Origin of the sequence: Flavobacterium sp., from assembly GCF_036782315.1 — a bacterium.
Classification (GTDB): Bacteria; Bacteroidota; Bacteroidia; order Flavobacteriales; family Flavobacteriaceae; genus Flavobacterium.
Map to the genome: position 1 here is coordinate 376,714 of NZ_DAIPZK010000001.1, position 22,317 is coordinate 399,030.

General features: G+C 33.2%; 21 protein-coding genes and 3 tRNA genes. 15 read left to right on the forward strand and 9 right to left on the reverse strand.

Translation table 11 applies throughout. The annotated features are described in order from the left end of the window. Window positions 1–77 precede the first annotated feature (77 nt). The 6 genes from V7P59_RS01695 to V7P59_RS01720 all read left to right on the forward strand — a co-directional run bounded on the left by V7P59_RS01695 (window position 78) and on the right by V7P59_RS01720 (window position 4,100). A complete protein-coding gene (locus V7P59_RS01695; protein ID WP_333808037.1) occupies window positions 78–2,006 on the forward strand; it encodes a M1 family aminopeptidase in 1,929 nt (642 codons plus the stop codon). Between the two features lie 70 nt (window positions 2,007–2,076). Beyond that, window positions 2,077–3,402, forward strand: coding sequence for an RIP metalloprotease RseP (gene rseP, locus V7P59_RS01700; RefSeq protein WP_333808039.1), 1,326 nt, complete (start codon window positions 2,077–2,079; stop codon window positions 3,400–3,402). A gap of 72 nt (window positions 3,403–3,474) precedes the next feature. Next, window positions 3,475–3,548, forward strand: a tRNA-Asn gene (locus V7P59_RS01705). 35 nt (window positions 3,549–3,583) lie between these two features. Further along, window positions 3,584–3,657: transfer RNA gene (locus tag V7P59_RS01710), tRNA-Asn, on the forward strand. A 35-nt stretch (window positions 3,658–3,692) separates the two neighbouring features. Continuing rightward, window positions 3,693–3,766: transfer RNA gene (locus V7P59_RS01715), tRNA-Asn, on the forward strand. 46 nt (window positions 3,767–3,812) lie between these two features. Further along, window positions 3,813–4,100 (forward strand): GIY-YIG nuclease family protein, encoded by a 288-nt coding sequence (locus tag V7P59_RS01720; protein WP_333808041.1) that lies wholly within the window; start codon window positions 3,813–3,815, stop codon window positions 4,098–4,100. A gap of 122 nt (window positions 4,101–4,222) precedes the next feature. Here V7P59_RS01720 and V7P59_RS01725 read toward each other — a convergent pair whose 3' ends face one another. Further along, on the reverse strand, window positions 4,223–4,816 hold the full coding sequence (locus V7P59_RS01725) for a 2OG-Fe(II) oxygenase (protein WP_333808043.1): 594 nt from the start codon (window positions 4,814–4,816) through the stop codon (window positions 4,223–4,225). Window positions 4,817–5,057: 241 nt separating this feature from the next. Between V7P59_RS01725 and V7P59_RS01730 the strand changes: the two genes are divergently transcribed. The 5 genes from V7P59_RS01730 to V7P59_RS01750 all read left to right on the forward strand — a co-directional run bounded on the left by V7P59_RS01730 (window position 5,058) and on the right by V7P59_RS01750 (window position 8,577). Then, a complete protein-coding gene (locus V7P59_RS01730; RefSeq protein WP_333808045.1) occupies window positions 5,058–6,347 on the forward strand; it encodes an NAD-dependent succinate-semialdehyde dehydrogenase in 1,290 nt (429 codons plus the stop codon). Between the two features lie 74 nt (window positions 6,348–6,421). Next, complete coding sequence (locus tag V7P59_RS01735; RefSeq protein WP_333808047.1) at window positions 6,422–6,844, forward strand: endonuclease domain-containing protein; 423 nt, start codon at window positions 6,422–6,424, stop codon at window positions 6,842–6,844. Between the two features lie 54 nt (window positions 6,845–6,898). After that, on the forward strand, window positions 6,899–7,399 hold the full coding sequence (locus tag V7P59_RS01740; RefSeq protein WP_333808048.1) for a nuclear transport factor 2 family protein: 501 nt from the start codon (window positions 6,899–6,901) through the stop codon (window positions 7,397–7,399). Window positions 7,400–7,545: 146 nt separating this feature from the next. Beyond that, window positions 7,546–7,983: a hypothetical protein gene (locus tag V7P59_RS01745; RefSeq protein ID WP_333808050.1), complete on the forward strand. Its 438-nt coding sequence runs from the start codon at window positions 7,546–7,548 to the stop codon at window positions 7,981–7,983. A gap of 18 nt (window positions 7,984–8,001) precedes the next feature. Further along, window positions 8,002–8,577, forward strand: coding sequence for a hypothetical protein (locus V7P59_RS01750; RefSeq protein ID WP_333808052.1), 576 nt, complete (start codon window positions 8,002–8,004; stop codon window positions 8,575–8,577). Window positions 8,578–8,627: 50 nt separating this feature from the next. Here the strand turns inward: V7P59_RS01750 and V7P59_RS01755 are convergent, their stop codons facing one another. Further along, entirely contained in the window at window positions 8,628–9,584 is a 957-nt protein-coding gene (locus tag V7P59_RS01755; protein WP_333808054.1) for an NAD-dependent epimerase/dehydratase family protein, read from the reverse strand. Window positions 9,585–9,805: 221 nt separating this feature from the next. On the opposite strand from V7P59_RS01755, the gene V7P59_RS01760 reads away from it, so the two are divergent. Together V7P59_RS01760 and mfd are read left to right on the forward strand one after the other, a co-directional pair. After that, a complete protein-coding gene (locus V7P59_RS01760) occupies window positions 9,806–10,408 on the forward strand; it encodes a hypothetical protein (RefSeq protein WP_333808055.1) in 603 nt (200 codons plus the stop codon). A gap of 98 nt (window positions 10,409–10,506) precedes the next feature. Beyond that, complete coding sequence (gene mfd / locus V7P59_RS01765) at window positions 10,507–13,770, forward strand: transcription-repair coupling factor (protein WP_442902407.1); 3,264 nt, start codon at window positions 10,507–10,509, stop codon at window positions 13,768–13,770. Here the strand turns inward: mfd and V7P59_RS01770 are convergent, their stop codons facing one another. From V7P59_RS01770 to panC, 7 genes are all read right to left on the reverse strand, one after another. Continuing rightward, window positions 13,771–14,478 (reverse strand): hypothetical protein, encoded by a 708-nt coding sequence (locus V7P59_RS01770; RefSeq protein ID WP_333808059.1) that lies wholly within the window; start codon window positions 14,476–14,478, stop codon window positions 13,771–13,773. A gap of 69 nt (window positions 14,479–14,547) precedes the next feature. After that, window positions 14,548–14,874: a hypothetical protein gene (locus V7P59_RS01775; RefSeq protein ID WP_333808061.1), complete on the reverse strand. Its 327-nt coding sequence runs from the start codon at window positions 14,872–14,874 to the stop codon at window positions 14,548–14,550. 2 nt (window positions 14,875–14,876) lie between these two features. After that, the gene (gene radA, locus V7P59_RS01780) at window positions 14,877–16,238 is read right to left on the reverse strand and encodes a DNA repair protein RadA (protein ID WP_333808063.1); all 1,362 of its coding nucleotides are present in this window, start codon (window positions 16,236–16,238) and stop codon (window positions 14,877–14,879) included. 6 nt (window positions 16,239–16,244) lie between these two features. After that, window positions 16,245–17,447, reverse strand: a complete 1,203-nt coding sequence (locus V7P59_RS01785) for an alpha/beta hydrolase (RefSeq protein ID WP_333808065.1) — start codon at window positions 17,445–17,447, stop codon at window positions 16,245–16,247. A gap of 39 nt (window positions 17,448–17,486) precedes the next feature. After that, a complete protein-coding gene (locus V7P59_RS01790) occupies window positions 17,487–18,446 on the reverse strand; it encodes a lysylphosphatidylglycerol synthase transmembrane domain-containing protein (protein WP_333808067.1) in 960 nt (319 codons plus the stop codon). Between the two features lies 1 nt (window position 18,447). Further along, window positions 18,448–18,798 carry an aspartate 1-decarboxylase gene (panD, locus tag V7P59_RS01795; RefSeq protein WP_008255780.1) on the reverse strand — a complete coding sequence of 117 codons (351 nt, stop codon included), beginning with the start codon at window positions 18,796–18,798 and terminating at the stop codon, window positions 18,448–18,450. Window positions 18,799–18,811: 13 nt separating this feature from the next. Beyond that, on the reverse strand, window positions 18,812–19,660 hold the full coding sequence (panC, locus tag V7P59_RS01800; protein ID WP_333808076.1) for a pantoate--beta-alanine ligase: 849 nt from the start codon (window positions 19,658–19,660) through the stop codon (window positions 18,812–18,814). A gap of 107 nt (window positions 19,661–19,767) precedes the next feature. Between panC and V7P59_RS01805 the strand changes: the two genes are divergently transcribed. After that, on the forward strand, window positions 19,768–20,574 hold the full coding sequence (locus tag V7P59_RS01805; RefSeq protein ID WP_333808078.1) for a glycogen/starch synthase: 807 nt from the start codon (window positions 19,768–19,770) through the stop codon (window positions 20,572–20,574). 15 nt (window positions 20,575–20,589) lie between these two features. After that, on the forward strand, window positions 20,590–22,311 hold the full coding sequence (locus tag V7P59_RS01810; protein WP_333808080.1) for a DUF4270 domain-containing protein: 1,722 nt from the start codon (window positions 20,590–20,592) through the stop codon (window positions 22,309–22,311). The last annotated feature ends 6 nt before the right edge of the window (window positions 22,312–22,317 follow it).

Genomic DNA, 22,317 nt, shown 5'->3' on the forward strand with positions numbered 1-22,317 from the left:
TTTTTAAAGGAATCTATTAAGTAAAAAATATATAATTGTTATACGAATAAATCCCAAATTCAATAACCTACATACAAATGAAAAAAATTACCTTTAGTTTATTATTCTTATTTGGTATTGTCAGTTTTGCCCAAACTGATAATTCTGAATTTGACAGAATGGTAGAAGCGGAAATGAAATCGGCTTCTTCGATTCAAAATCTTAGAGTAAATCCCAATACATTAAACTATGATGTTACCTATCATGAATTGCGATTTACAGTTAATCCAAATAATACAACACCTTACATTAATGGTGTTGTAAAAACCACTTTTAGGGCTTTGTCAAATATGAATACGGTTACTTTTGATATGGCAACCGCTTTAGTGGTAAGTTCTGTAACAATGAACAGTTCAAATCTTACATTTAGTCAAAGCAATTATGAGTTAAATATTAACTTACCTTCTACATTAACAGTTGGGAATAGTGCAACAGTAATTATTACATATGCAGGTTCACCACCTCAAGCAGAAGGAGCTTTTACAAGAAGTACGCACAGTGGAACACCTGTAATTTTTACGCTTTCAGAGCCATTTGGAGCAAGAGATTGGTGGCCGTGTAAACAAGATTTGAATGATAAAATCGATAGTTTTGATATTTATATCACTTGTCCAGACACCTATATTGGAGTTTCAAATGGATTGTTACAGAGTTCGATAACGTCTGGGGGAAATACAACACGTCATTTTAGACATAATTTCCCAATTCCAGCTTATTTAATTTCATTAAATGTTACAAATTATACTACATACAATATTCAGGCGGGTTTAGGAACGGCTCAAAATCCATTTTTTCCTATTAATAATTACTTATATCCCGAAAGTAATACAGCATCAACAAGAACCGCAATTGATGTTACGGTTCCTATTATGAATGTTTTTGAATCAAAAATTGGATTTTATCCTTATCGATCTGAGCAATACGGACACGTTCAGTTTGGTTGGGGAGGCGGAATGGAGCACACTACAATGTCTTCAATGGGAGGATGGAGTAGAAGTCTAATTGCACATGAATTAGGTCATCAGTGGTTTGGTGATAAAATTACGTGTGGGACATGGAAGGATATATGGTTAAATGAAGGTCTAACAGAATATATGGCCGGTATAGTTGTAGAAGAGTTAGATGGACCAGCTAGTTTTGTTTCTTGGAAATCATCTAAAATTAATAATATTACTTCCTCTACCTCTGGGGCTGTATACTTAACAGACGCAGAAGCTTTAGATGTTAATAGAATTTTTAGCAGTAGATTGTCTTATAACAAAGGATCAATGGTAACTCACATGTTGCGATGGGTGATGGGTGATACTAATTTTTTTCAAGCTTTACGTAATTATTTATCAGACAGCAATTTAGCTTTTGGTTATGCTGTTACAAATGATTTAAAAGGACATTTAGAAGCGGTTCACGGTAGCAGTTTATCTGAATTTTTTAATGATTGGATATATATGCAAGGTTATCCTACCTATAACGTTACTGCACAAAATTGGGGAGCAGGACAAGCTAAGATTACTGTAAGTCAAACACAATCTCATTCTTCTGTTACTTTTTTTGAAATGCCTCTTGAAATTAAACTTACAGGCGCTGGAGGACTTACGCATTATGTTGTTGTAAACAATACAACAAATAATCAGGAGTTTGTAGTTTCTGTTCCTTTTGTGGTTACAGGGGTTGAATTTGATCCTAACAAACATATTATTTCAAAGAACAATGTAGTAACATTAGGAAACGAATCTTTTCAATTAGAACAAACAATTTCAGTTTACCCAAATCCTGCCAATGATGAACTTCATATTATGATGCCAACATCCACACAATTAGAGAGAGTTGAAATTTATAATACTCTAGGGCAATTATTGGCAACACATTATGCAGTAGATTTTAAAATTGATAATTTAAGTTCGGGAATGCACGTTATGAAAATTACCACTTCGGAAGGTGCAATTCATAAAAATTTTATAAAAAAATAGTCCAACTATAAAAATATGATAAAAAGTAAGGTGAAAACCTTACTTTTGTCGTTTAAATAAATGCATAAAAATGATTCAAGTAGCGCAAATATTATTCATATTATCTGTTTTAGTAATTCTTCATGAATTTGGTCACTACATAACGGCCAAGATGTTCAAAGTCCGAGTAGAAAAATTTTACTTATTTATGGATGCTGGTTTTTCATTAATTAAAAAGAAAATTGGTGAAACAGAATGGGGAATCGGATGGTTGCCATTAGGTGGTTATGTAAAACTTTCTGGAATGATTGATGAAAGTATGGATACCGAACAAATGAATCAGGAACCACAACCATGGGAATTTCGTTCAAAACCAGCTTGGCAGCGTTTAATTATTATGCTTGGAGGGATAATTGTGAATGTAATTTTGGCTTGGTTGATTTTTACTATCATGTATGCAACCGTAGGTCAAAAATTTATTGCTACTGAAAAAATTCAAGAAAACGGATTAGCTTTTGGTGAAGTAGGTCAGAAAGCAGGTTTTAGAAATGGTGATAAGATTCTTGCTGTTGATGGGCAATTTCAGCCAAGTTTTAACCGTATGACATTAGATGTTTTATTGGGTGATAAAGTTGAAGTAGAACGTGATGGTCAAAAAGTAGATGTGATTTTAACCGATGAAATGAAAGGTGAAATCATAAGCAAAGAAGGCAAAGAGTTTGTTGGGCCTCGTTTTTCAAATACAGTTGTAGATTCTGTAATTCCAAAATCCGCTGCTGATGTTGCAGGTTTAAAAAAAGGTGATAGAATTAAGGCGTTAAATGGTACAGCGTTTACTTTTTATGATGAATTTAAAGATTTAATTGCTAAGCATAAAAACGATAGTGTGGCTTTATCTGTTTTGAGAGGATCCCAAATGGTTGAATTGAAGGCCAAAGTAGATAAAGAAGGAAAATTAGGTTTCGTAAACAAAGCTTTAGATAAATTAGACTACGAAGTAAACAATCAATTATCATTTGGGCAAGCTATTCCTGCAGCGGTAAAAGAATCATGGGCATTATTGGTTTACAATGTAAAACAGTTCAAATTAATATTACGTCCAAAGACCGAAGCCTACAAACATGTTCAAAGTCCTATAGGTATTGCACGTCGTTTACCCAACACTTGGGATTGGGAATTCATATGGAATTTCACAGCTTTGTTCTCAATAGGTTTGGCATTTATGAACTTATTGCCAATTCCTGGATTAGATGGCGGACATGCTTTATTCACAATAGTTGAAATGATTACAGGAAGAAAATTATCAGATAAAGCAGCAGGTTATGTTCAAACCGCAGGAATGATTATCTTATTGACCTTAATGGCTTTAACTTTCGGAAAAGATATTTACCAATTAGTGGTAGATAAACTTTTATAATTTTTTCAATAAAATAATTTGCGATAACAAAAAATCAGTTTATATTTGCACTCGCTAAAAAGATAAATACCTTCCTCCTTAGCTCAGTTGGTTAGAGCATCTGACTGTTAATCAGAGGGTCCTTGGTTCGAGCCCAAGAGGGGGAGCAACTTTTTAGCAAAACATAAACCTTTGAGGTGATTCCTCCTTAGCTCAGTTGGTTAGAGCATCTGACTGTTAATCAGAGGGTCCTTGGTTCGAGCCCAAGAGGGGGAGCAACTTTTTAGCAAAACATAAACCTTTGAGGTGATTCCTCCTTAGCTCAGTTGGTTAGAGCATCTGACTGTTAATCAGAGGGTCCTTGGTTCGAGCCCAAGAGGGGGAGCAACAAAAAACCGATACATTGTATCGGTTTTTTTTATTTATATGAAATGAGCAACACGGTTTATATTCTTTACTCAAAAAAATTGGATAAACATTATATTGGTTTTACAGAAAATCTTGATGTTAGATTAGATTTTCATCATAGTGATTCTCAATCCAGAAAGTTTACTTATAAATCAGATGATTGGGAATTGATTTTCACTATTGAGTGTGAAACTAAACGTCAAGGTTTATCGATTGAGAAGCATATAAAATCAATGGAAAGCAAAATTTACATTCAAAATTTGCTTAAATATCCCGAGATGAAATTTAAATTATTAGAAAAATATAAATGAGCATCTGACTATTAATCAGAGTCCCGATAGCTATCGGGATTAGTTCGGCCCATTGCTTGTCCCGATTACTATCGGGAAGGGGGAGCAACAAAAAACCGATACATTGTATCGGTTTTTTTATTTTAATCTCGTCTTAACCAACCCGTAACGCTTAATCGAGGTTTGTGACTTTCTAATACTTCATGAACCAATTCATTGCTCTTGAAGAAAACCGTTTTTCGATTCGTGGGAGCAATTTTTTGAGCTACATCCCCATCGTAAATACATAATTCGCCACCATCTTCAGGTTGCCAATTTTCATTCAAATACGTAATCATCGAAAACTGTCGGCTCGAATTATCTTGAAACTGATCTAAATGTTTTCTATAAAAACTACCTTTATCAAACAACGCAAAATGAAATTCATAACCCTTAATTCCAGTATAACAACTGCGGTTCAAATACGCCACAAAAGCCTCTACTTGATCTAAAAATGCATTTTCATGTTCGTTATTATTCGCTCGGTCCAACCAATAAATAGCATCGCTTCGTATTGCCAAATTTTGAGTCAATTTTGCTGCATTTCCTATTCCGGCGGCTTTTAGTAAATTTTGTTCTTTCAATTCAAACAATCTCTTTACCAAATGTTGCGCCAATTCCTCCGATACAAAATGTTCCACAATGCCCACTTTCGAATCCAAATAACTCGAAATTAAGGTTTCAAAACAATCTTCCATTTTATTTACGTTGTAAAATATCGTACAAAGATATCATTTCCTTTTTTAATTTGGGCGTTACCACAAGGGTCGGGCTTTCCGTTGCAATCTTTATTTATAAAATTTGACAATTTTACAAATAAAGGATTTCCATTACAAATGAAATTCACCGAACTCAACTAAAACTAGAACTAGGTGAGGTAATCCCTAACGCGAACCTCGTTTTCAATTAAAATTAGTATTTTTACAAAAACCTTTCAGCATGCAAAATCTTTTAAAAGTTTCAGAAAACACACAGCTTTCTTGGCGTAATTTGAGTGTTCAAAATCGAATTTCTTTTTTGCCTCAATTAGCTCAATTACTTTTAGAAAACAAAGAGGAATATGCAACTTGTATCACTTCCGAAATGCATAAACCCATTTCACAAGCTATCGCTGAGGTTGAAAAATGTGCTCTTTTATGTAATTACTATTATGAAAATGCCGAAACCTTTTTAGCAACGAAACACATAAAAACCGAAGCTTCTGAAAGTTTTATTACCTACGAACCTTTAGGAGTTATTTTAGGCGTAATGCCATGGAATTTTCCATTTTGGCAAGTATTCCGATTTGCTGTTCCAACACTAATTGCAGGAAATACAGTTGTCGTAAAACACGCAAGCAATGTTCCTAAATCAGCCCAATTAATTCAAGAAATATTTGAACAAGCAGGTTTTCCAAGAGGGTGTTATCAAGATTTGCCTATTCCAAGTAGCGAAGTCGCAAATATTATTACAAATCCAATCATAAAAGCTGTTTCCTTAACAGGAAGTGAACAAGCCGGGATCGCAGTCGCTACCGAATCTGGAAAACACTTAAAAAAGTGCGTTTTAGAATTGGGCGGAAGTAACGCCTTTATCATTTTAGAAGATGCTAATCTAGAAAAAACAGTAGCAATAGCTGTGAATGCCCGAATGCAAAATGCTGGTCAAAGTTGTATTGCTGCGAAACGATTTTTAGTTCACGAAGATATTGCAGAAGAGTTTGTAGCAAAATTCAAAGTTGCGATTCAAAACTTAAAAACTGGAAATCCGTTAGATAAAGAAACGCAAATTGGTTCGTTGGCTCGAGTTGACTTAGCTGAAGAACTAGAAGTTCAAGTTCAAAAATCCATTCAATTGGGAGCTAAGCTAATTGTTGGCGGAAATAGAAAGGAAGCTTTTTATGAACCTACAATTTTGACCAATGTAACCACAGAAATGCCTGTTTTCAATGAAGAAACTTTCGGACCTGTGGCTGCCATCATAACTTTCAAAACCTTTGAAGAAGCTATCGAATTAAGTAATCAATCGGAATTTGGTTTGGGAGTTTCCGTCTTTACTCATAACATTGATTTCATCAAAACCCAGATTTCAGCTTTTAATGAAGGAGCGGTTTTCATCAATGAAATGGTAAAATCCGATCCAAGATTACCTTTCGGAGGCATAAAAAAATCAGGTTATGGAAGAGAGTTAGCCGAAGACGGCATCAAAGAATTTGTGAATGTAAAAACTGTTGTAATTAATAATTTATAAATTAGAGGTTTCCCCTCCTTTGGAGGGGTGCCTGAAAGGCGGGGTGGTTTTTATGTTGAATTAAAACGGAATAAATGCAAGAAGAAATCTTAACAACAATTCATAATATTCCAATAAAGAGAAATTTTGTTTTAAATTTACCTTATAATGCTTCTTTAAAAAGTAGGGCAAAGGCACTCAGTAAAGCAGGAAATTTTTCCGAAGTTGTGTTTTGGAAAGAAGTAAGAAATAAATCTTTTTGGAATATCGATTTTGACAGACAAAGAATTATAGGGAATTATATTGTTGATTTTTATGTAAAAGCACTTGGTTTAGTTGTTGAAATTGACGGAGAGATTCATAATTTCCAAGAAGAATATGACGAGAAAAGAGAAACGTATTTCAAAAATTTAGGTTTAAAAGTTTTCAGAATTTCAACTACAAAAATGTTATTTGATACTGAAAATGTTATGAAAGATTTAGAACAATTTATTATTACCGAATATAAAGTTAATTAATAACCACCCCGCCTTTCAGGCACCCCTCCAGAGGAGGGGAAACACGAAGAAACCATGAAAAAACTAACCATTTTAATCCTAGTAACTCTAACTTTCTCATGCAACCATAGTGAAGAAAAGTTACAATCTGAAAAACAAAACATTATCACTCTTTTAGATAATTGGCACAAAGCGGCGGCAACAGCAAATTACGATGAGTATTTTGGAGCCATGTCCGATGAATCTATTTTTATTGGAACTGATGCTACTGAAAATTGGAATAAAAAACAATTTCAAGCGTTTGCAAAACCTTATTTTGACAAAGGAAAAGCATGGAATTTTAAAGCTTTTGAACGCAATATCTATTTTAGCGAAAACGGAAAAATCGTTTGGTTTGACGAATTATTAAGTACACAAATGAAAATTTGTCGCGGTTCTGGTGTTTTGGTTCAAGAAAACGGACAGTGGAAAATAAAACATTATGTGCTTTCGATGACGGTGCCAAATGATAATGTTGATGAAGTAGTGAAAATTAAGTCGGTAATAGAAGATAAAATTCTTTCCGAAAAGAAATAAAAGTAAACAGAAATAATATTCAATCCCAAGATAATTCGTCTTGGGATTTTTTATGTCCAAATGTTAAAAATTCAAATTTTTTCTGTTTGAGAAAACCAAGTTGATGTTGTTCTCGTAAATGCAACTAAACAAAAATCTCAAACATCATGAAAATTAACAGAAAAATTAAAATTGCTTTAGGAAGTATCTTAGGAGTCTTCCTGATTTTATTTGTGGTTTTAGTAGTTCACATTGCAACTGCAAAACCGCTTGAAGTAGATAATGCGTCTTTACAGATTAGTCGAATCGATTTCAAAGAACCTATAGATTCACTCAAAGCAAAAGAAATCCATCGAAATTTAAAATCTATTCCAGGAGTAAAAACGGACAGATTGAATAAAGAAACTGGAGTTTTGGTTTTCTTTCACGATATTAAAGTAGCGGATTCTAAAACCATTTACAATAAACTTATGGCGATGGGAAATTACAAAGCCGAACGCTTTGTTTTGCCTAAAGAGTTAGAAAATAAAACGGCTTGTCCGGTTATGTCTGAAGACAGTTTTAGTTACAAATTTTCCAGAGGAATTCAACGAATTTTTAATTAATTTCTAAATACTATTACCATGAAAAATTTTTCAAAATTAGCCTTAATGGCATTATTTATTACATCGGGAAGCTTATTTACATCTTGTAGTGATGATGATTCTGCTGCACCACAAACGTTATATCAAAAATTAGGTGGAACTACAATGGTTGCTGATCCTAATAATCCAGGACAAATGATTGAGCAAGGTCGTTTAAGCTACCGTTCGGTGGTGGATTCAACAATTACTTTAATTGTTTCTGATATTGTGGTGGGAGCTGAGGGGAATTTAGGACAACATTTTGCACCTGTTATTTCTGAGGCATTAAGTGGAAACACTACAAATGTTGCTATCCTAAGTAAAAACTTAACCGATTTCTTTTCGGCAAATACTGGGGGTGGTGCTACTAATACTTACACAGGATTAGATATGGTAGCTGCTCATAACCCAGCTCAAAATCCACGTATGGGGAAAAAATCAAATAATGCTGAGTACACAAAATTTATTGGATATGTGGGTGAAGCTGCAGGTTTAAATGGAGTAACTGACCCAGCAATTATTAACGAAGTAGTGGCAGTGTTAGAATCATTGAGAGCTCCTATCGTTCAGGAGTAAGTTTGTTTTTTGTTTTAATGGAAAACGTCCCGATATTTCGGGACGTTTTTTTATTTATTATAAATGTGTTCTTTTAAATTTTTGAACATATCCACTGTCATACTTTCTAAGTCGAAATTGTTTTTCCAACCCCAATCTTCTCTTGCAGAAGTATCGTCAATACTAGCTGGCCAACTATCCGCAATTTTCTGACGGAAATCAGGTTCGTAGCTTAATTCGAAATTTGGATAATGTTTCTTAATTTCTTCGCCAATTTGTTTAGGAGTAAAACTCATAGCCGCTAAATTGTAAGACGAACGAATTTTAACTTGTTCCGCTGGTGCTTGCATAATTCCGATTGTCGCTTTAATCGCGTCATCCATATACATCATTGGCAATTCTGAATTTTCAGATAAGAAACTTGTGAATTTTCCGTCTGTAATCGCTTTGTGATAAATATCAACAGCATAATCTGTAGTTCCACCACCAGCTTCGGTACTCCAGCTAATCAAACCTGGATAACGAATACTTCTTACATCTACACCATATTGTTTGTGATAATATTCACACCATCTTTCACCTGTTTGTTTGGAAATTCCGTAAACCGTTGAAGGTTCCATCACAGTATATTGTGGTGTGTTTTGTCTTGGAGTTGTAGGTCCAAAAACCGCAATACTCGATGGCCAAAAAATCTTTTTAATTTTTCCTGCTTTGGCTAAATTTAAAACATGGAACAATGAATTCATATTCAAATCCCATGCAAATGCCGGATTTTTCTCAGCCGTAGCCGAAAGTAAAGCCGCCATTAAATATACATCGGTAATTTGATATTTCTCTAGCAAATGCTCAATTTGGTTATAATCAAGAGCGTTTACTACTTCAAAAATTCCGTTATTAACTACATCATTTTCTAATTTTCTAATATCGGATGCTACTACGTTGTTAACGCCGTAAGTAGCTCTTAATTTAGCAGTTAGTTCGGTGCCAATTTGCCCACAAGCACCAATAATTAAAATTTTCGTATCCATTTGGTTGTGTAAATGAGGTAACAAATATAGTATTTTGCCTTTATTTTGTCGATGAATTTTTGTGATATTTTTACAAATTTGAACCTAAATTTGGTTATTTCATAAATTAATATCATTTAAACAAATATTCTTAATGGATTAACAAAATTAGTGTTAAGATAGTATTAGAAAAAATACAGCTTTCGGCAAACATTTGTACCTTTGCTTTTTAATTTATCCGAATGAAAGTTTTCTTATATAGTATATCGCTTTTCGTTTTAACGCTGATTTCATGCGAAAATGAAAATCAACAATTAGAAGCCCAAAAAGTAGCTCAAAAAAACGAAGCTGTTTTTAAGAACATTTCAAAAATGTGGCAATTTAAGTTTCCAACACCAAGACCAGAAGTAGACGCTACTTTAGATCGTTGGAACGAATGGCGACAATTTGAAATTGAAATGCTTCAAAAGCCACAATCTACCTTATCAGCTTTTCAGATGAAAACTAAAAATTTATCATCAAAAGCAGATACTTTGGCTTTAACCGTTCCTTTTGAATATAACAAACCCCAGATTTTAAGCAGAATTACGACTTTGAATACCAAATTGAAATCACTTGAAACCTTCATGAATTTGCGAGTAATTCCGGAACAACGAATTGCTAAGTTAATTCCAGAAATCAATGAAGAAATCAAAGGTTTGTATAATCAATGGGATGAAATCATCATTAAAAAAGCTATCCCAAAAGAAATTGGTGAAGAATTAATGTTGCAAGCTTTGGATTCAACGCGAAACGCCAATCCAGATGAAATGCGAAAGAAAATGGAATTTTCAGATAAAAAATAAAATAAGTTTTGAGCAAGTCCGACATTATATCCATTTACGATAAGTCACCCAAAATTGCCGTTTTAGAAAGTACACTCGCAGCGCGCCAAAAGTCCCAAATGACGGGTTTGGTTGGCTCGTCGTTGTCTTTTGTGGCAAATTCGTTGTTTAAAAAATCCGAACTTCCATTCCTAATTTTATTCAGCAATAAAGAAGAAGCGGCGTATTATTTGAACGATTTAGAACAACTAATCAATACTGAAGACGTACTTTTTTACCCAAGTTCGTACCGAAGACCTTACCAAATTGAAGAAACCGACAACGCTAATGTTTTGTTACGAGCCGAAGTTTTAAACCGAATCAATTCGCGAAAAAAACCTGCGATAATTGTTTCGTATGCTGAAGCCATTTTCGAAAAAGTAGTTACTCGAAAAGAGTTAGAGAAAAACACTTTGAAATTGTCGGTTGGTGATAATTTATCTATTGATTTTATCAACGAAACTTTATTTGAATACAATTTCAAACGCGTCGATTTTGTTACCGAACCAGGCGAATTTTCCGTTCGTGGTGGAATCATCGACGTGTTTTCGTTTTCCAATGATAATCCGTACCGAATTGAATTTTTCGGAAACGAAGTCGATAGCATCCGAAGTTTTGATGTGGAAACCCAATTATCAGTTGAAAAGCTGAAAAAGATTTCGATTATCCCAAATGTCGAAAATAAGTTACTACAAGAAAACCGCGAAAGTTTCTTAGATTATATCAACGAAAAAACGGTTTTAGTCATTCAAAATACCGAATTATTAGGTCAACAATTGGATAAATTATTCGACAAAGCCAATGAAGCTTTCGAGAAATTATCCAAAGACATTCAACACGCAAAACCCGAAGAATTATTCCTAAATCAAAAGCAATTTTTGAAAAGAGCTCTTGATTTTTCAGTAATTGAATTACATACGAACGCTGTTTTTAAAACCGAAAAAAAAGTCGAATTTCATATTCAACCGCAACCTTCGTTCAACAAACAATTTGATTTGTTGTTGAATAATTTGAGCGAAAATCATTTCAACGGTTACAAAAACTATTTGTGTTGTTCCAATGAAAATCAGGCGAGTCGTTTCCATGATATTTTTGAAGATATTGATGAAGCTAATCATGAAAGCATTCGCAAACAATACAAAACCATGGTGTTGCCTTTGTTTGAAGGTTTTATCGATGAAGAAAATCAAATAGCGTGTTACACCGATCATCAAATTTTTGAACGTTATCATAAGTTTTCCATTAAAAACGGTTATTCGAAAAAGCAAACCATAACGTTAAAAGAACTGACTTCGTTATCGGTGGGCGATTATGTAACCCACATCGATCATGGAATTGGAAAATTTGGTGGCTTGCAGAAAATTCAAGTAGAAGGCAAAACGCAAGAAGCCATAAAATTGGTCTATGCCGATAACGATATTGTGTATGTGAGCATTCATTCGCTACATAAAATCTCAAAATATAACGGGAAAGATGGCGCGCCTCCTAAGATTTATAAATTAGGAAGCAACGCTTGGAAAGCCTTAAAGCAAAAAACAAAAGCGCGTGTAAAACACATTGCGTTCAACTTAATTCAGTTGTATGCGAAACGAAGATTAGACAAAGGTTTTCAGTTTGCACCCGATAGTTATTTGCAAAAAGAATTAGAAAGTTCCTTCATTTACGAAGATACGCCTGACCAAGTTACCGCAACAGCCGATGTAAAAGCCGACATGGAAAGCGAACGTCCGATGGATCGATTGGTTTGTGGTGACGTTGGTTTCGGAAAAACAGAAGTTGCCATTCGTGCAGCTTTTAAAGCGGTAGATAATGGAAAACAAGTCGCAGTTTTGGTTCCAACAACCATTTTAGCCTATCAACATTACCGAACATTTTCGGAACGTTTGAAAGATATGCCAGTTACCGTGAGTTATTTGAACCGATTTAGAACAGCGAAACAAAAAGCGGAAACACTTCAAAAATTACAAGAAGGAAAAGTTGATATTTTGATTGGAACTCATCAATTAGTGAATAAAAATGTCGTTTTTAGAGATTTAGGCTTGTTGATTATTGATGAAGAGCAAAAGTTCGGAGTAAACGTAAAAGACAAATTAAAAACCATTGCAACGAATGTTGATACGTTGACCTTAACCGCAACGCCAATTCCGAGAACGTTGCAATTTTCGTTGATGGCAGCTCGCGATTTATCGGTAATTACAACGCCTCCACCAAATCGTTATCCTATTGAAACGCAAGTCATTCGTTTTAATGAAGAAGTCATTCGCGATGCGGTTTCATACGAAATTCAGCGTGGCGGGCAAGTCTATTTCATCAATAACCGAATTGAAAACATCAAAGAAGTTGCCGGAATGATTCAACGCTTGGTGCCAGGAGCAAAAGTCGGCATCGGTCACGGTCAAATGGATGGAAAAAAATTAGAAGAATTGATGTTGGCTTTCATGGAAGGTGAATTTGACGTTTTGGTAGCTACTACCATTATCGAAAGTGGTTTAGATGTGCCAAATGCCAACACGATTTTTATCAATAATGCTAATAATTTTGGCTTGTCCGATTTACATCAAATGCGTGGTCGTGTGGGAAGAAGTAATAAAAAAGCGTTTTGTTATTTCATTACGCCACCGTATTCAATGATGACAGGTGAAGCGCAAAAACGTATTACGGCTTTGGAACAATTTAGCGAATTAGGAAGCGGTTTCAACATCGCGATGAAGGATTTGGAAATTCGTGGTGCAGGAGATTTATTAGGTGGAGAACAAAGTGGTTTTATCAATGAAATTGGTTTTGATACCTACCAAAAAATCATGAACGAAGCCATTGATGAACTGAAAGAAAACGAATTCAAAGATTTGTACCAAGAAGAGAATGACATCGAAACCAAAGAATTTGTCAAAGATATTCAAATTGATACCGATTTTGAATTGCTCTTCCCAGATGAATACATCAACAACATTACCGAACGTTTGAATTTATACAACGAGTTGAGCCAAATTAAAGACGAAGCCACCTTACAACAATTTGAACAAAAACTAATTGACCGTTTTGGCGCCTTACCAAAACCAGCTATTGCATTACTAAATAGCGTACGTATCAAGTGGAAAGCAACCGCAATGGGAATTGAACGTTTGATGATGAAGCAAGGCAAAATGATTGGTTATTTTATTGGCGACCAACAAAGCGATTTTTACCAAAGTAATCGTTTTATGAAAGTGCTACAATTTGCCCAACGCAACGGCAATGTGTGTAAAATAAAAGAAAAAGAAACAAAAAACGGCTTACGTTTATTGCTGACTTTTGATAATGTGAAATCAGTGAATAAAGCGTTGGAGTTGTTGGAGGGGATTTAATCAATTATTTTTGATTTTCTTAATTGAATTTCCGATTTCGTAAAATAAATATGAATATTTGGTATAGTCTACTTTTTCACAAGAACCACAGAAAGTAGTTATGTTTTTATTGTCTTTCATCCAAAAAATTATGTAAATAAGTTCAATGTTATTATGTGTGTATGAATATTTCATTTGAAATGATTCTTCTTTTGAAAGGGGATTTTTTTTAAGTTCTAATATTTTAACATCCTTGTAATTATTAATTATTTGGTTTTTGAAATCATTAACATGTTTTTCAAGACTTGATGAAGTTTGTTCTTCAGATGTTACTATAATATTTGGGCAATACGATTCGGTTTCACATTTTTTTACAGATGTTAAAAGTGTATTAGGGTTTTCAAAATTTAGATTTGTTTCCCAATTTTCAGGTAATGGTATGATGGAATTAATTTTTTTTATAATTACACCTTTGTAGTTATAATCATTTACATCTAATACATATTGTAGAGTATCTTCATTGAATTTTTTCACATCAACTAATTTTTTATTGTTGTAAAATTTCCAAACGCCATGTTTTTTTTGATCTTTTAGATAGCCTTCAACAGAAATATTTCCTTCTTTATCATACTCAATATGTTTATTTGATTTTATATTTTGGGTTTCATTTTTTTGGCTACAAGCAGTTAATGATATTTGAAGGAAGATGATTAGTAATATTTCTTTCATTTAATTCGGATTTATTTCTTTGTTACAAATTTAAAATTATTTATTCATCATATTTTCATCTGCTTAAGTTTAACTTCTAAACAAATCAATCATATCCCGTTCTTCTTTTAATTTCTTCAACTTTTTCTTGTCTTGAATTTTAAATGTAATAAGCATAATTATACATAAAGTAATATAAGACAATGCTACAACCGTGTAACATAGTGGATAATTGTAATTAAAATAATAGATTAAATTTTTAGAATTTCTTGCCTTGTATTCTGGAGCTATTAGTGTAACAGGAATACCAATTAAAAGCAGTCGTAACCCATATTTTTTAAAATAATTGGGTTGGTTTTCTAACTCTTGAATTCGATAATCAAGACTTTTTAATCTTCGTTCTTTTAAATCACTCATAATTAACCAAACAACTCACTCACCACATCTTCAATTTTCGCTACTAAAACAATTTTGATTCCCGTATTTTTTAACGAAATTTTGTTGTGTTTCGAAACAAAAATGGTGGTAAAACCTAATTTTTCGGCTTCTTGAATGCGTTGTTCAATGCGGTTAACCGGTCTAATTTCACCTGAAAGCCCAACTTCTCCTGCAAAGCAAAAACCTTCTGCAATGGCAATGTCTTCATTTGAGGATAAAATAGCAGCCACAACGGCTAAATCAATTGCGGTGTCTTCTACTGAAATTCCGCCCGTTACGTTTAAGAAAACGTCTTTTGTTCCTAATCTAAAACCAGCACGTTTTTCTAAAACAGCTAAAATCATGTTCAAGCGTTTGGCGTTGTAACCTGTAGTGCTTCGTTGCGGTGTTCCATAAACAGCGGTGCTTACCAAAGCTTGAATTTCAATCATCAACGGACGCATTCCTTCTAAAGTAGTGGCAATCGCTGTTCCAGAAAGTTGTTCGTCTTTGTGTGAAATCAAAATTTCAGATGGATTATCTACTTCGCGTAAGCCAGAACCTTGCATTTCATAAATCCCCAATTCAGCAGTAGAACCAAAACGGTTTTTTAACGAACGTAAAATTCTATAAACGTGATTTCGATCGCCTTCAAATTGTAAAACGGTATCGACCATGTGTTCCAAAATCTTGGGTCCGGCTATGGTTCCGTCTTTGGTAATGTGACCGATTAAAAGAACGGGTGTATTGGTTTCTTTGGCAAATTTTATCAACTCTGCAGTACATTCTCTAATTTGAGAAATACTTCCCGCAGACGATTCAATGTAATCGGTATGCAAAGTTTGTATCGAATCGATAATGACAATATCAGGTTCAATTTCTAATATTTGTCGAAAGATATTTTGGGTTTTGGTTTCGGTTAAAATGTAGCAATTATCGCCATTAGAAGTAATACGTTCGGCACGCATTTTAATCTGTTTTTGGCTTTCTTCTCCCGAAACATAAAGGGTTTTATAAGGTAATTTTAAAGCAATTTGCAATAGCAACGTACTTTTTCCAATTCCTGGTTCACCACCTAACAAAGTAAGTGAGCCTGGAACCAATCCGCCACCTAAAACCCGATTCAACTCGTTATCAGTCGTGTTCAATCGGATTTCTTGTGCGGTGTCTATTTCTTTTACAAGTAAAGGTTTGGTAACCGCTTTTGATGTAGCCGTTGTGGTTTTCCAAGCTACTTTTTCTTCTTTTTGCACCAATTCTTCTACAATGGTATTCCATTCTTTACAAGCATTACATTGGCCTTGCCATTTTGAATATTGGGTGCCACAATTTTGGCAAAAGAAAGCGATTTTTACTTTACTCATTGGGTATTATTCTTGTTTTTCTGTTGGTTTGTCTGCTGGTGCTTCAGCTGGGATATCTTCCGTTGGTTTGTCTGGTTTTCCTTTTAAAGCTTCCGCTCGGTTTAACATGAAATCTTTTGTAATTTCGCGAATAGCTTCTTGGGTAAAAGCTCTTTGATAGGTTTTGATAGCTTTTTTGTAATTGCCTGTTTTTTCATAATACAAAGCTTCATGGTAAGTACCAAGAGTTGTTTTTGGATAATGTTTGTTGGCATAATCACTCAAAGGTAATAATTCATTATACGCTTTGTTTTTTAGGATTGCTGCTTCAATTGCTTTAAAATCAGATAATCGAGGTTTCATTTTAAAACCGAAGCGTTTTTCTAATTCGTCATATTTGGCAATTAAATAATCGGTATAACCTTTGTCTAATTTTAAAATTTTATCTTGAAATTCCACCATAGAAATAGGTTGATATCCATCGAAAATAAAATAAATAGCATTCGGAATCGCTTTAGCCACTAATGAATAATGTGAAGCGCCTTTGAATGCATCATTTTGATATTTAAAAGTAGCATTTGGAATGGCTTTGATGTTGGCGTCTAATTCGGCTGCTTTTTCGTTGATTTCTTTTAAATCTCCTTCACCCGTTGCTTGATAATAGAATAAAGGTTTTGTTATTTTAGTCAAACGTTCTGCAACACGTTTTTCCATTTCTGGAGCCATTTCTGGAGCTAACGAAATGTAAGCGTTAAAAATAGGATTGTCTTTATAAAGATAAAAGTTTAAGAAACCTGCTGTCGTATCATGACCTGCAATCATTCTAAATGGCAAAGTTCTATATTTTTTATCGATATAAGGATATAATTCTTGCCCAATAAATTCAAAGAAGTTAGCTCCCGTTCCAGAAGGAAATCCTGCTTCGTCAAATTGACTATCAGCAAAACGAGTTTCGCCATTGTTTTGATCAATAGCAATGATAATCATCTCGGGTAAATCATCCCAATAAGCTCCATATTTTAAAATTCCTTCAAATGGATCTAATAAATATTCGCCATCTAAAACTAACAAGGTGGGGTAAGTTTTTCCCGGACTTGAAGCATACGAAGGCGGAGTAACCACTGTAAAAGTACGATTTCCTAATTTTTTAGATTGGATGGTTTCGGGGGTACGTTGTGCAAATAAGCAAGACGTTACCATTAATGCAATAAGGAAAAGTTTGATTTTCATTTTAAATAGTTTGGTTAAATAGATTAGCAATTTACTAATTTATTTTTTATTTAAAATAGGTAAAAGCAAATAAGATAATATACCCAAGAAAATGGTTAAAAGTGTTTGTGAAGTCCATACTAACCAGCCAAAAGCAACTCCCACATCATTTGTAATGCCATAAAGAGAATAGATTAATGCAATGGCTAATGGGTAGGCTCCTATTCCTCCATTGGTAAAGCCTACAGCTAAACTACCAAAAATGAATCCCATGATTACAACATCAAAACTTATATTGGAAGTTTCGGGTAAAGCAAAAATGGTTACATAAAACATCATAAGATAAGAAAACCAAATGAAAAAAGAATGAAAAATGTAGTTCCATTTGTCTTTCATTTTTAAAACGCTAGTCATTCCTTCAATTAAACCTGATAATTTCTCTTTTAATTTTTTAATGATATTCCATTCGGCGTAAATCCAAACTAAAATAAAGAGTACAAAAACTAGGATTCCACCTAGCAATAAATAAATTATTTTTTCAAGTGGTAATTTTTCAATTAAGAATTGATATAGTTTATCGAATTGTAAAATGAAAGCTATTACAACGAATAATAAGAAAATCAGTAAATCCACAATTCTTTCGGCAACAACAGTTCCAAAAGCTTTGTCAAAAGGCACGTTTTCGTATTTTTTTAATAGAGCGGCTCTAGAGATTTCTCCTGATCTAGGAATAGTTAAGTTGACTAAATAAGAGACACAAACTGTAAAAAAATCGTTATGAAATTTAGTATTGTAACCTAAATGCTGTAAAGCAAACTTCCAGCGATAAGCTCTTGACCAATAGCCAAAAAGTGCTATAAAAAGTGATAAGTAGATATAAAAATAATCAGCTTTGATGAAACTTATTTTAATTTTCTCTATTTCTTCTGAAGTAAGTGTAGTATACTGATAATAAATAATACCTAACCCAATGAGTAGTGGGATAGTTAAACTTAAAAATTTTCTGATACTGGTTTTCAAATTACGTTAAAGAATTATCTTTCTCGTTAGGAAAAACTAAAGTAGGTTTGAATTTTTTTGCTTCTTCAAAGTCCATGATTCCGTAAGAGATAATAATTACAATATCACCGCGATGTACTTTACGAGCTGCTGGACCATTAAGGGTAATTTCTCCAGTATTTCTTGGGCCTTTGATGGCATACGTTTCTAGTCGTTCACCATTGTTAATGTTCACGATTTGTACTTTTTCACCTTCAATAATGTTTGAAGCTTCCATAAGAGCCTCGTCAATGGTGATACTTCCTATATAATTCAAATCAGCACCCGTTACGGTTACTCTATGAATTTTTGATTTTACTACTTGAATTTGCATGATGCAAAGGTAATTAATTTAGTGAAATATTATCAATTAATCGGATATTCTCGATAAAAATCGCGATAAAGCCACGATATTTTTTGTTAGATTCTTTTTCAGAAATAGGTAAAAGTGTTGTTTCCTCTGCAATTTCAAAATATTCTAATTGAAATTCAGGGTGTTTTTTGAATTCGTTTTCAACAAATTGGTGTGTTTCTACAACGGAATTTCTTTTAAAAATTTCTTTTGCCGAATTCAATATCTGATAAATGATAGCTGCTTTTTCTCTTGCTGGTTCAGATAACCGTTCGTTGCGAGAACTCATAGCTAACCCATTTGCTTCTCTATGTATAGGACAACCAATAATTTCTACAGAAATGTTATATTTTGAAACTAATTTTTTTACGATTTGTAATTGTTGAAAATCTTTTTCACCAAAATAAGCCTTGGATGGTTTAACTATTTCAAATAATCTTTTTACAATAGTTCCAACACCATCAAAATGTCCAGGACGGTGTTTGCCTTCCATTTGATTTTCTAACCCATCATAATCAAAACTTTCAGAAGCGGTATAGCCTTCATAAATGTCTTCCACTTCTGGCGCATACACGATAATATTGTTGCTCAAATCTTGCATGATTTGCACATCGCGTTCTAAAGTTCTAGGATATTTATCTAAATCTTCGGTATTATTAAATTGTGTGGGGTTTACAAAAATACTCATTACGGTTACGTCGTTTTCTAAAAGCGATTTTTTCAGCAACGATAAGTGTCCTTGATGCAAAGCGCCCATGGTAGGAACAAATCCAATGGATTTATTTTGATTGAGTAATGGGCTTAAAAAAGCGCTTAAATCGGACTTTTTATTAAAAATGAGCATTTTTATATTGATTAAATCAGGTGCAAACTTACTATTTTAGTGGATAAATCCATAAAATTTTGTAATTTTGCAAGGTTTTTTAAAACAATAATTAACTAGAATACATTATGGAAGACAAGAGGATATTGTATGTATCATCTGAAGTGGTGCCTTATTTAGCGGAAAACGAAGTGTCGTTACAATCGTATGAAATGCCAAAAATGATTAATGATTTAGGAGGACAAATACGAATTTTTATGCCTAGATATGGAAATATCAACGAAAGAAGACATCAACTGCATGAAGTTATCCGATTATCAGGAATGAACTTAGTGGTAAATGATATGGATATGCCTCTAATTATTAAAGTTGCTTCTATTCCTAAAGAACGAATTCAAGTTTATTTTATTGATAATGATGAGTATTTCAAAAGAAAAGCGACTTTTTCTGATGAAGAAGGTGTTTTATATCCAGATAATGACGAAAGAGCTATTTTCTTTGCAAAAGGGGTAGTCGAAACTGTTAAGAAATTAAATTGGGTTCCAGATGTTATTCATGTTCATGGTTGGATGGCAGCCATGTTGCCTATTTATTTAAAGCATTACTATAAAGACGAAGGTATTTTTGCTGAAACAAAAATTATTTCTTCTGTATATGATCAAGGTTTCGAAGGAGAATTAGATAGTAATTTTATAAATAAAGTACTTTTCGACAATATTGATAAAGCGGCAATTGCTGATTTAGAAAAGCCTACTTACGAAAATTTAATGAAGGTTTCTATAATGCATTCAGATGGTATTGTTGCAGGCTCTGAAGTATTGTCCCCAACTTTAACAAAATTTATAGAAAGTTCAAACAAACCTTTTTTACCTTTCGCCTCTAAAGACACAATTAAAGAAGTGTACACTTCGTTTATTAAGAATCACTTATTATAAAAGGGTTTATTTACTATGAAAAAAAGTTTTTTAAAAATAGTTTCCATATTAGCAATTTCTTTTTCAGTTATTTCTTGTGATAAAGATTTTAATTCCATCGGATCTGACATTATTGATGATGCTCATTTTAATTTAGAAGGTTATGAAGCAGAAAACTTAAAAGCCTATTCAATTGCTACTGGACCTGTTCAAACGAATAACTTACCAATTAATGCATTAGGGATTTATAAAGATTCTTATTTTGGAACGACTAAAGCACACATCGTATCTCAAGTTGAATTGTCTTCTGCTAATCCTACAATTGGAGAAAACGCAGTGATAGATTCTGTGTATTTGTATATACCCTATTTTAGTACTTTAAAATCTACCACTACTTCTGGTGAGAGAATTTATGAGTTAGATTCTGTTTATGGAAATTCTCCAACAGCGAAGTTTAAATTACATGTTTATGAAAACGGTTATTACTTAAGAGATTTTGATCCTGAAGCAAATTTTCAAACTACTCAAAAATATTATTCAAACGAAAAAAGTCTTATAGATTCATATAAAGGGACAGAGTTGTTAAATAATAGTTCAAATGTAGCCCAGAATGAAGAGTTTCTTGTTAGTAACAAAGAAATTTATATATATAAGACGAATGGAAGCGGTTTATATGTTGATAATGCAGGTGAAGTACTTACTGATCAAAGTAATGTTTCGTTAAGAGTTATAAAAGAGAGAAAAGCTCCAGGTATTTGGTTGGATTTAAAGAAAAGTTTCTTTCAACAAAAAATATTAGACGCAGCATCATCAGGAGTGTTATTTAATAATAACATTTTTAAAAATTATTTTAGAGGACTATTGTTTGAAGTTGAAGAGATTCAGCCGGGTCAAGGAGCTCTAGCTATGCTTGATTTATCTTTGGCAGAGTTTAAAATTCTATTTAAATCCGAAATTGGGAGCACTGACGCTCTAAGAAGAACACTGAGTTTACAATTAGGATATAAATCAACTGGTAATAAAAAAAGTAATACAATTAATTTTATTGAACATATAAAATCTCCTATTTATGAAGCTAAATTAGCAGCATCAAATCAAACGACAGGAGATGATATGTTATATGTTAAAGGTGGTAATGGTTCCTTAGCTTTTATTGATGCTTTTGATGATGTTGAGTTAGCAAGATTGAGAAATAATGTACTAAATGATAAATGGTTAATTAATGAAGCCAATTTAGTTTTTTATACAGAACGTTCCATAATGGGTAATCCTTATATAGTTGAACCTCAAAGAATTTATATTTTTGATGCTACCAATGACAAACCAATAATAGACTATTATGCTGATCCAACAACAAGTTCTGATGTTAAAAAAAATAAATCTTCATTTGGTGGAATTCGTTCAGAAATAAAAAATGGGAATGGAGATGTAATAACAACTAAATATAGCTTTAGAATTACCGAATATATTAAAAGATTACTAATCAATGAAGATACAGATAACAATACAAATCTTAGAATTGGTGTTTCTGTTACAGAGTCTATAAACTTGGTTTCAAATGCTTATATAAATCCAACCAACCCTAATCCTATTGTTATTGATGGGGATCATGTTGAATTTTTACCTGTTGCATCTGTAATGAATCCTTTAGGGACTGTATTACATGGTCCGTTAAGTACAGCAACTTACATTGACGATAAAGGAAATGTGGTTCCTATGAAATTAAAATTAATGATTTATTTTACTAAACCTAACTAGTATTAT

Excerpts from the sequence above, each read along its gene's own strand:
- V7P59_RS01695 (WP_333808037.1), top strand. The coding sequence starts at position 78 with ATGAAAAAAATTACCTTTAGTTTATTATTCTTATTTGGTATTGTCAGT.
- rseP (WP_333808039.1), top strand. The coding sequence starts at position 2,077 with ATGATTCAAGTAGCGCAAATATTATTCATATTATCTGTTTTAGTAATT.
- V7P59_RS01720 (WP_333808041.1), top strand. The coding sequence starts at position 3,813 with ATGAGCAACACGGTTTATATTCTTTACTCAAAAAAATTGGATAAACAT.
- V7P59_RS01725 (WP_333808043.1), bottom strand. The coding sequence starts at position 4,816 with ATGGAAGATTGTTTTGAAACCTTAATTTCGAGTTATTTGGATTCGAAA.
- V7P59_RS01730 (WP_333808045.1), top strand. The coding sequence starts at position 5,058 with ATGCAAAATCTTTTAAAAGTTTCAGAAAACACACAGCTTTCTTGGCGT.
- V7P59_RS01735 (WP_333808047.1), top strand. The coding sequence starts at position 6,422 with ATGCAAGAAGAAATCTTAACAACAATTCATAATATTCCAATAAAGAGA.
- V7P59_RS01740 (WP_333808048.1), top strand. The coding sequence starts at position 6,899 with ATGAAAAAACTAACCATTTTAATCCTAGTAACTCTAACTTTCTCATGC.
- V7P59_RS01745 (WP_333808050.1), top strand. The coding sequence starts at position 7,546 with ATGAAAATTAACAGAAAAATTAAAATTGCTTTAGGAAGTATCTTAGGA.
- V7P59_RS01750 (WP_333808052.1), top strand. The coding sequence starts at position 8,002 with ATGAAAAATTTTTCAAAATTAGCCTTAATGGCATTATTTATTACATCG.
- V7P59_RS01755 (WP_333808054.1), bottom strand. The coding sequence starts at position 9,584 with ATGGATACGAAAATTTTAATTATTGGTGCTTGTGGGCAAATTGGCACC.
- V7P59_RS01760 (WP_333808055.1), top strand. The coding sequence starts at position 9,806 with ATGAAAGTTTTCTTATATAGTATATCGCTTTTCGTTTTAACGCTGATT.
- mfd (WP_442902407.1), top strand. The coding sequence starts at position 10,507 with ATGACGGGTTTGGTTGGCTCGTCGTTGTCTTTTGTGGCAAATTCGTTG.
- V7P59_RS01770 (WP_333808059.1), bottom strand. The coding sequence starts at position 14,478 with ATGAAAGAAATATTACTAATCATCTTCCTTCAAATATCATTAACTGCT.
- V7P59_RS01775 (WP_333808061.1), bottom strand. The coding sequence starts at position 14,874 with ATGAGTGATTTAAAAGAACGAAGATTAAAAAGTCTTGATTATCGAATT.
- radA (WP_333808063.1), bottom strand. The coding sequence starts at position 16,238 with ATGAGTAAAGTAAAAATCGCTTTCTTTTGCCAAAATTGTGGCACCCAA.
- V7P59_RS01785 (WP_333808065.1), bottom strand. The coding sequence starts at position 17,447 with ATGAAAATCAAACTTTTCCTTATTGCATTAATGGTAACGTCTTGCTTA.
- panD (WP_008255780.1), bottom strand. The coding sequence starts at position 18,798 with ATGCAAATTCAAGTAGTAAAATCAAAAATTCATAGAGTAACCGTAACG.
- panC (WP_333808076.1), bottom strand. The coding sequence starts at position 19,660 with ATGCTCATTTTTAATAAAAAGTCCGATTTAAGCGCTTTTTTAAGCCCA.
- V7P59_RS01805 (WP_333808078.1), top strand. The coding sequence starts at position 19,768 with ATGGAAGACAAGAGGATATTGTATGTATCATCTGAAGTGGTGCCTTAT.
- V7P59_RS01810 (WP_333808080.1), top strand. The coding sequence starts at position 20,590 with ATGAAAAAAAGTTTTTTAAAAATAGTTTCCATATTAGCAATTTCTTTT.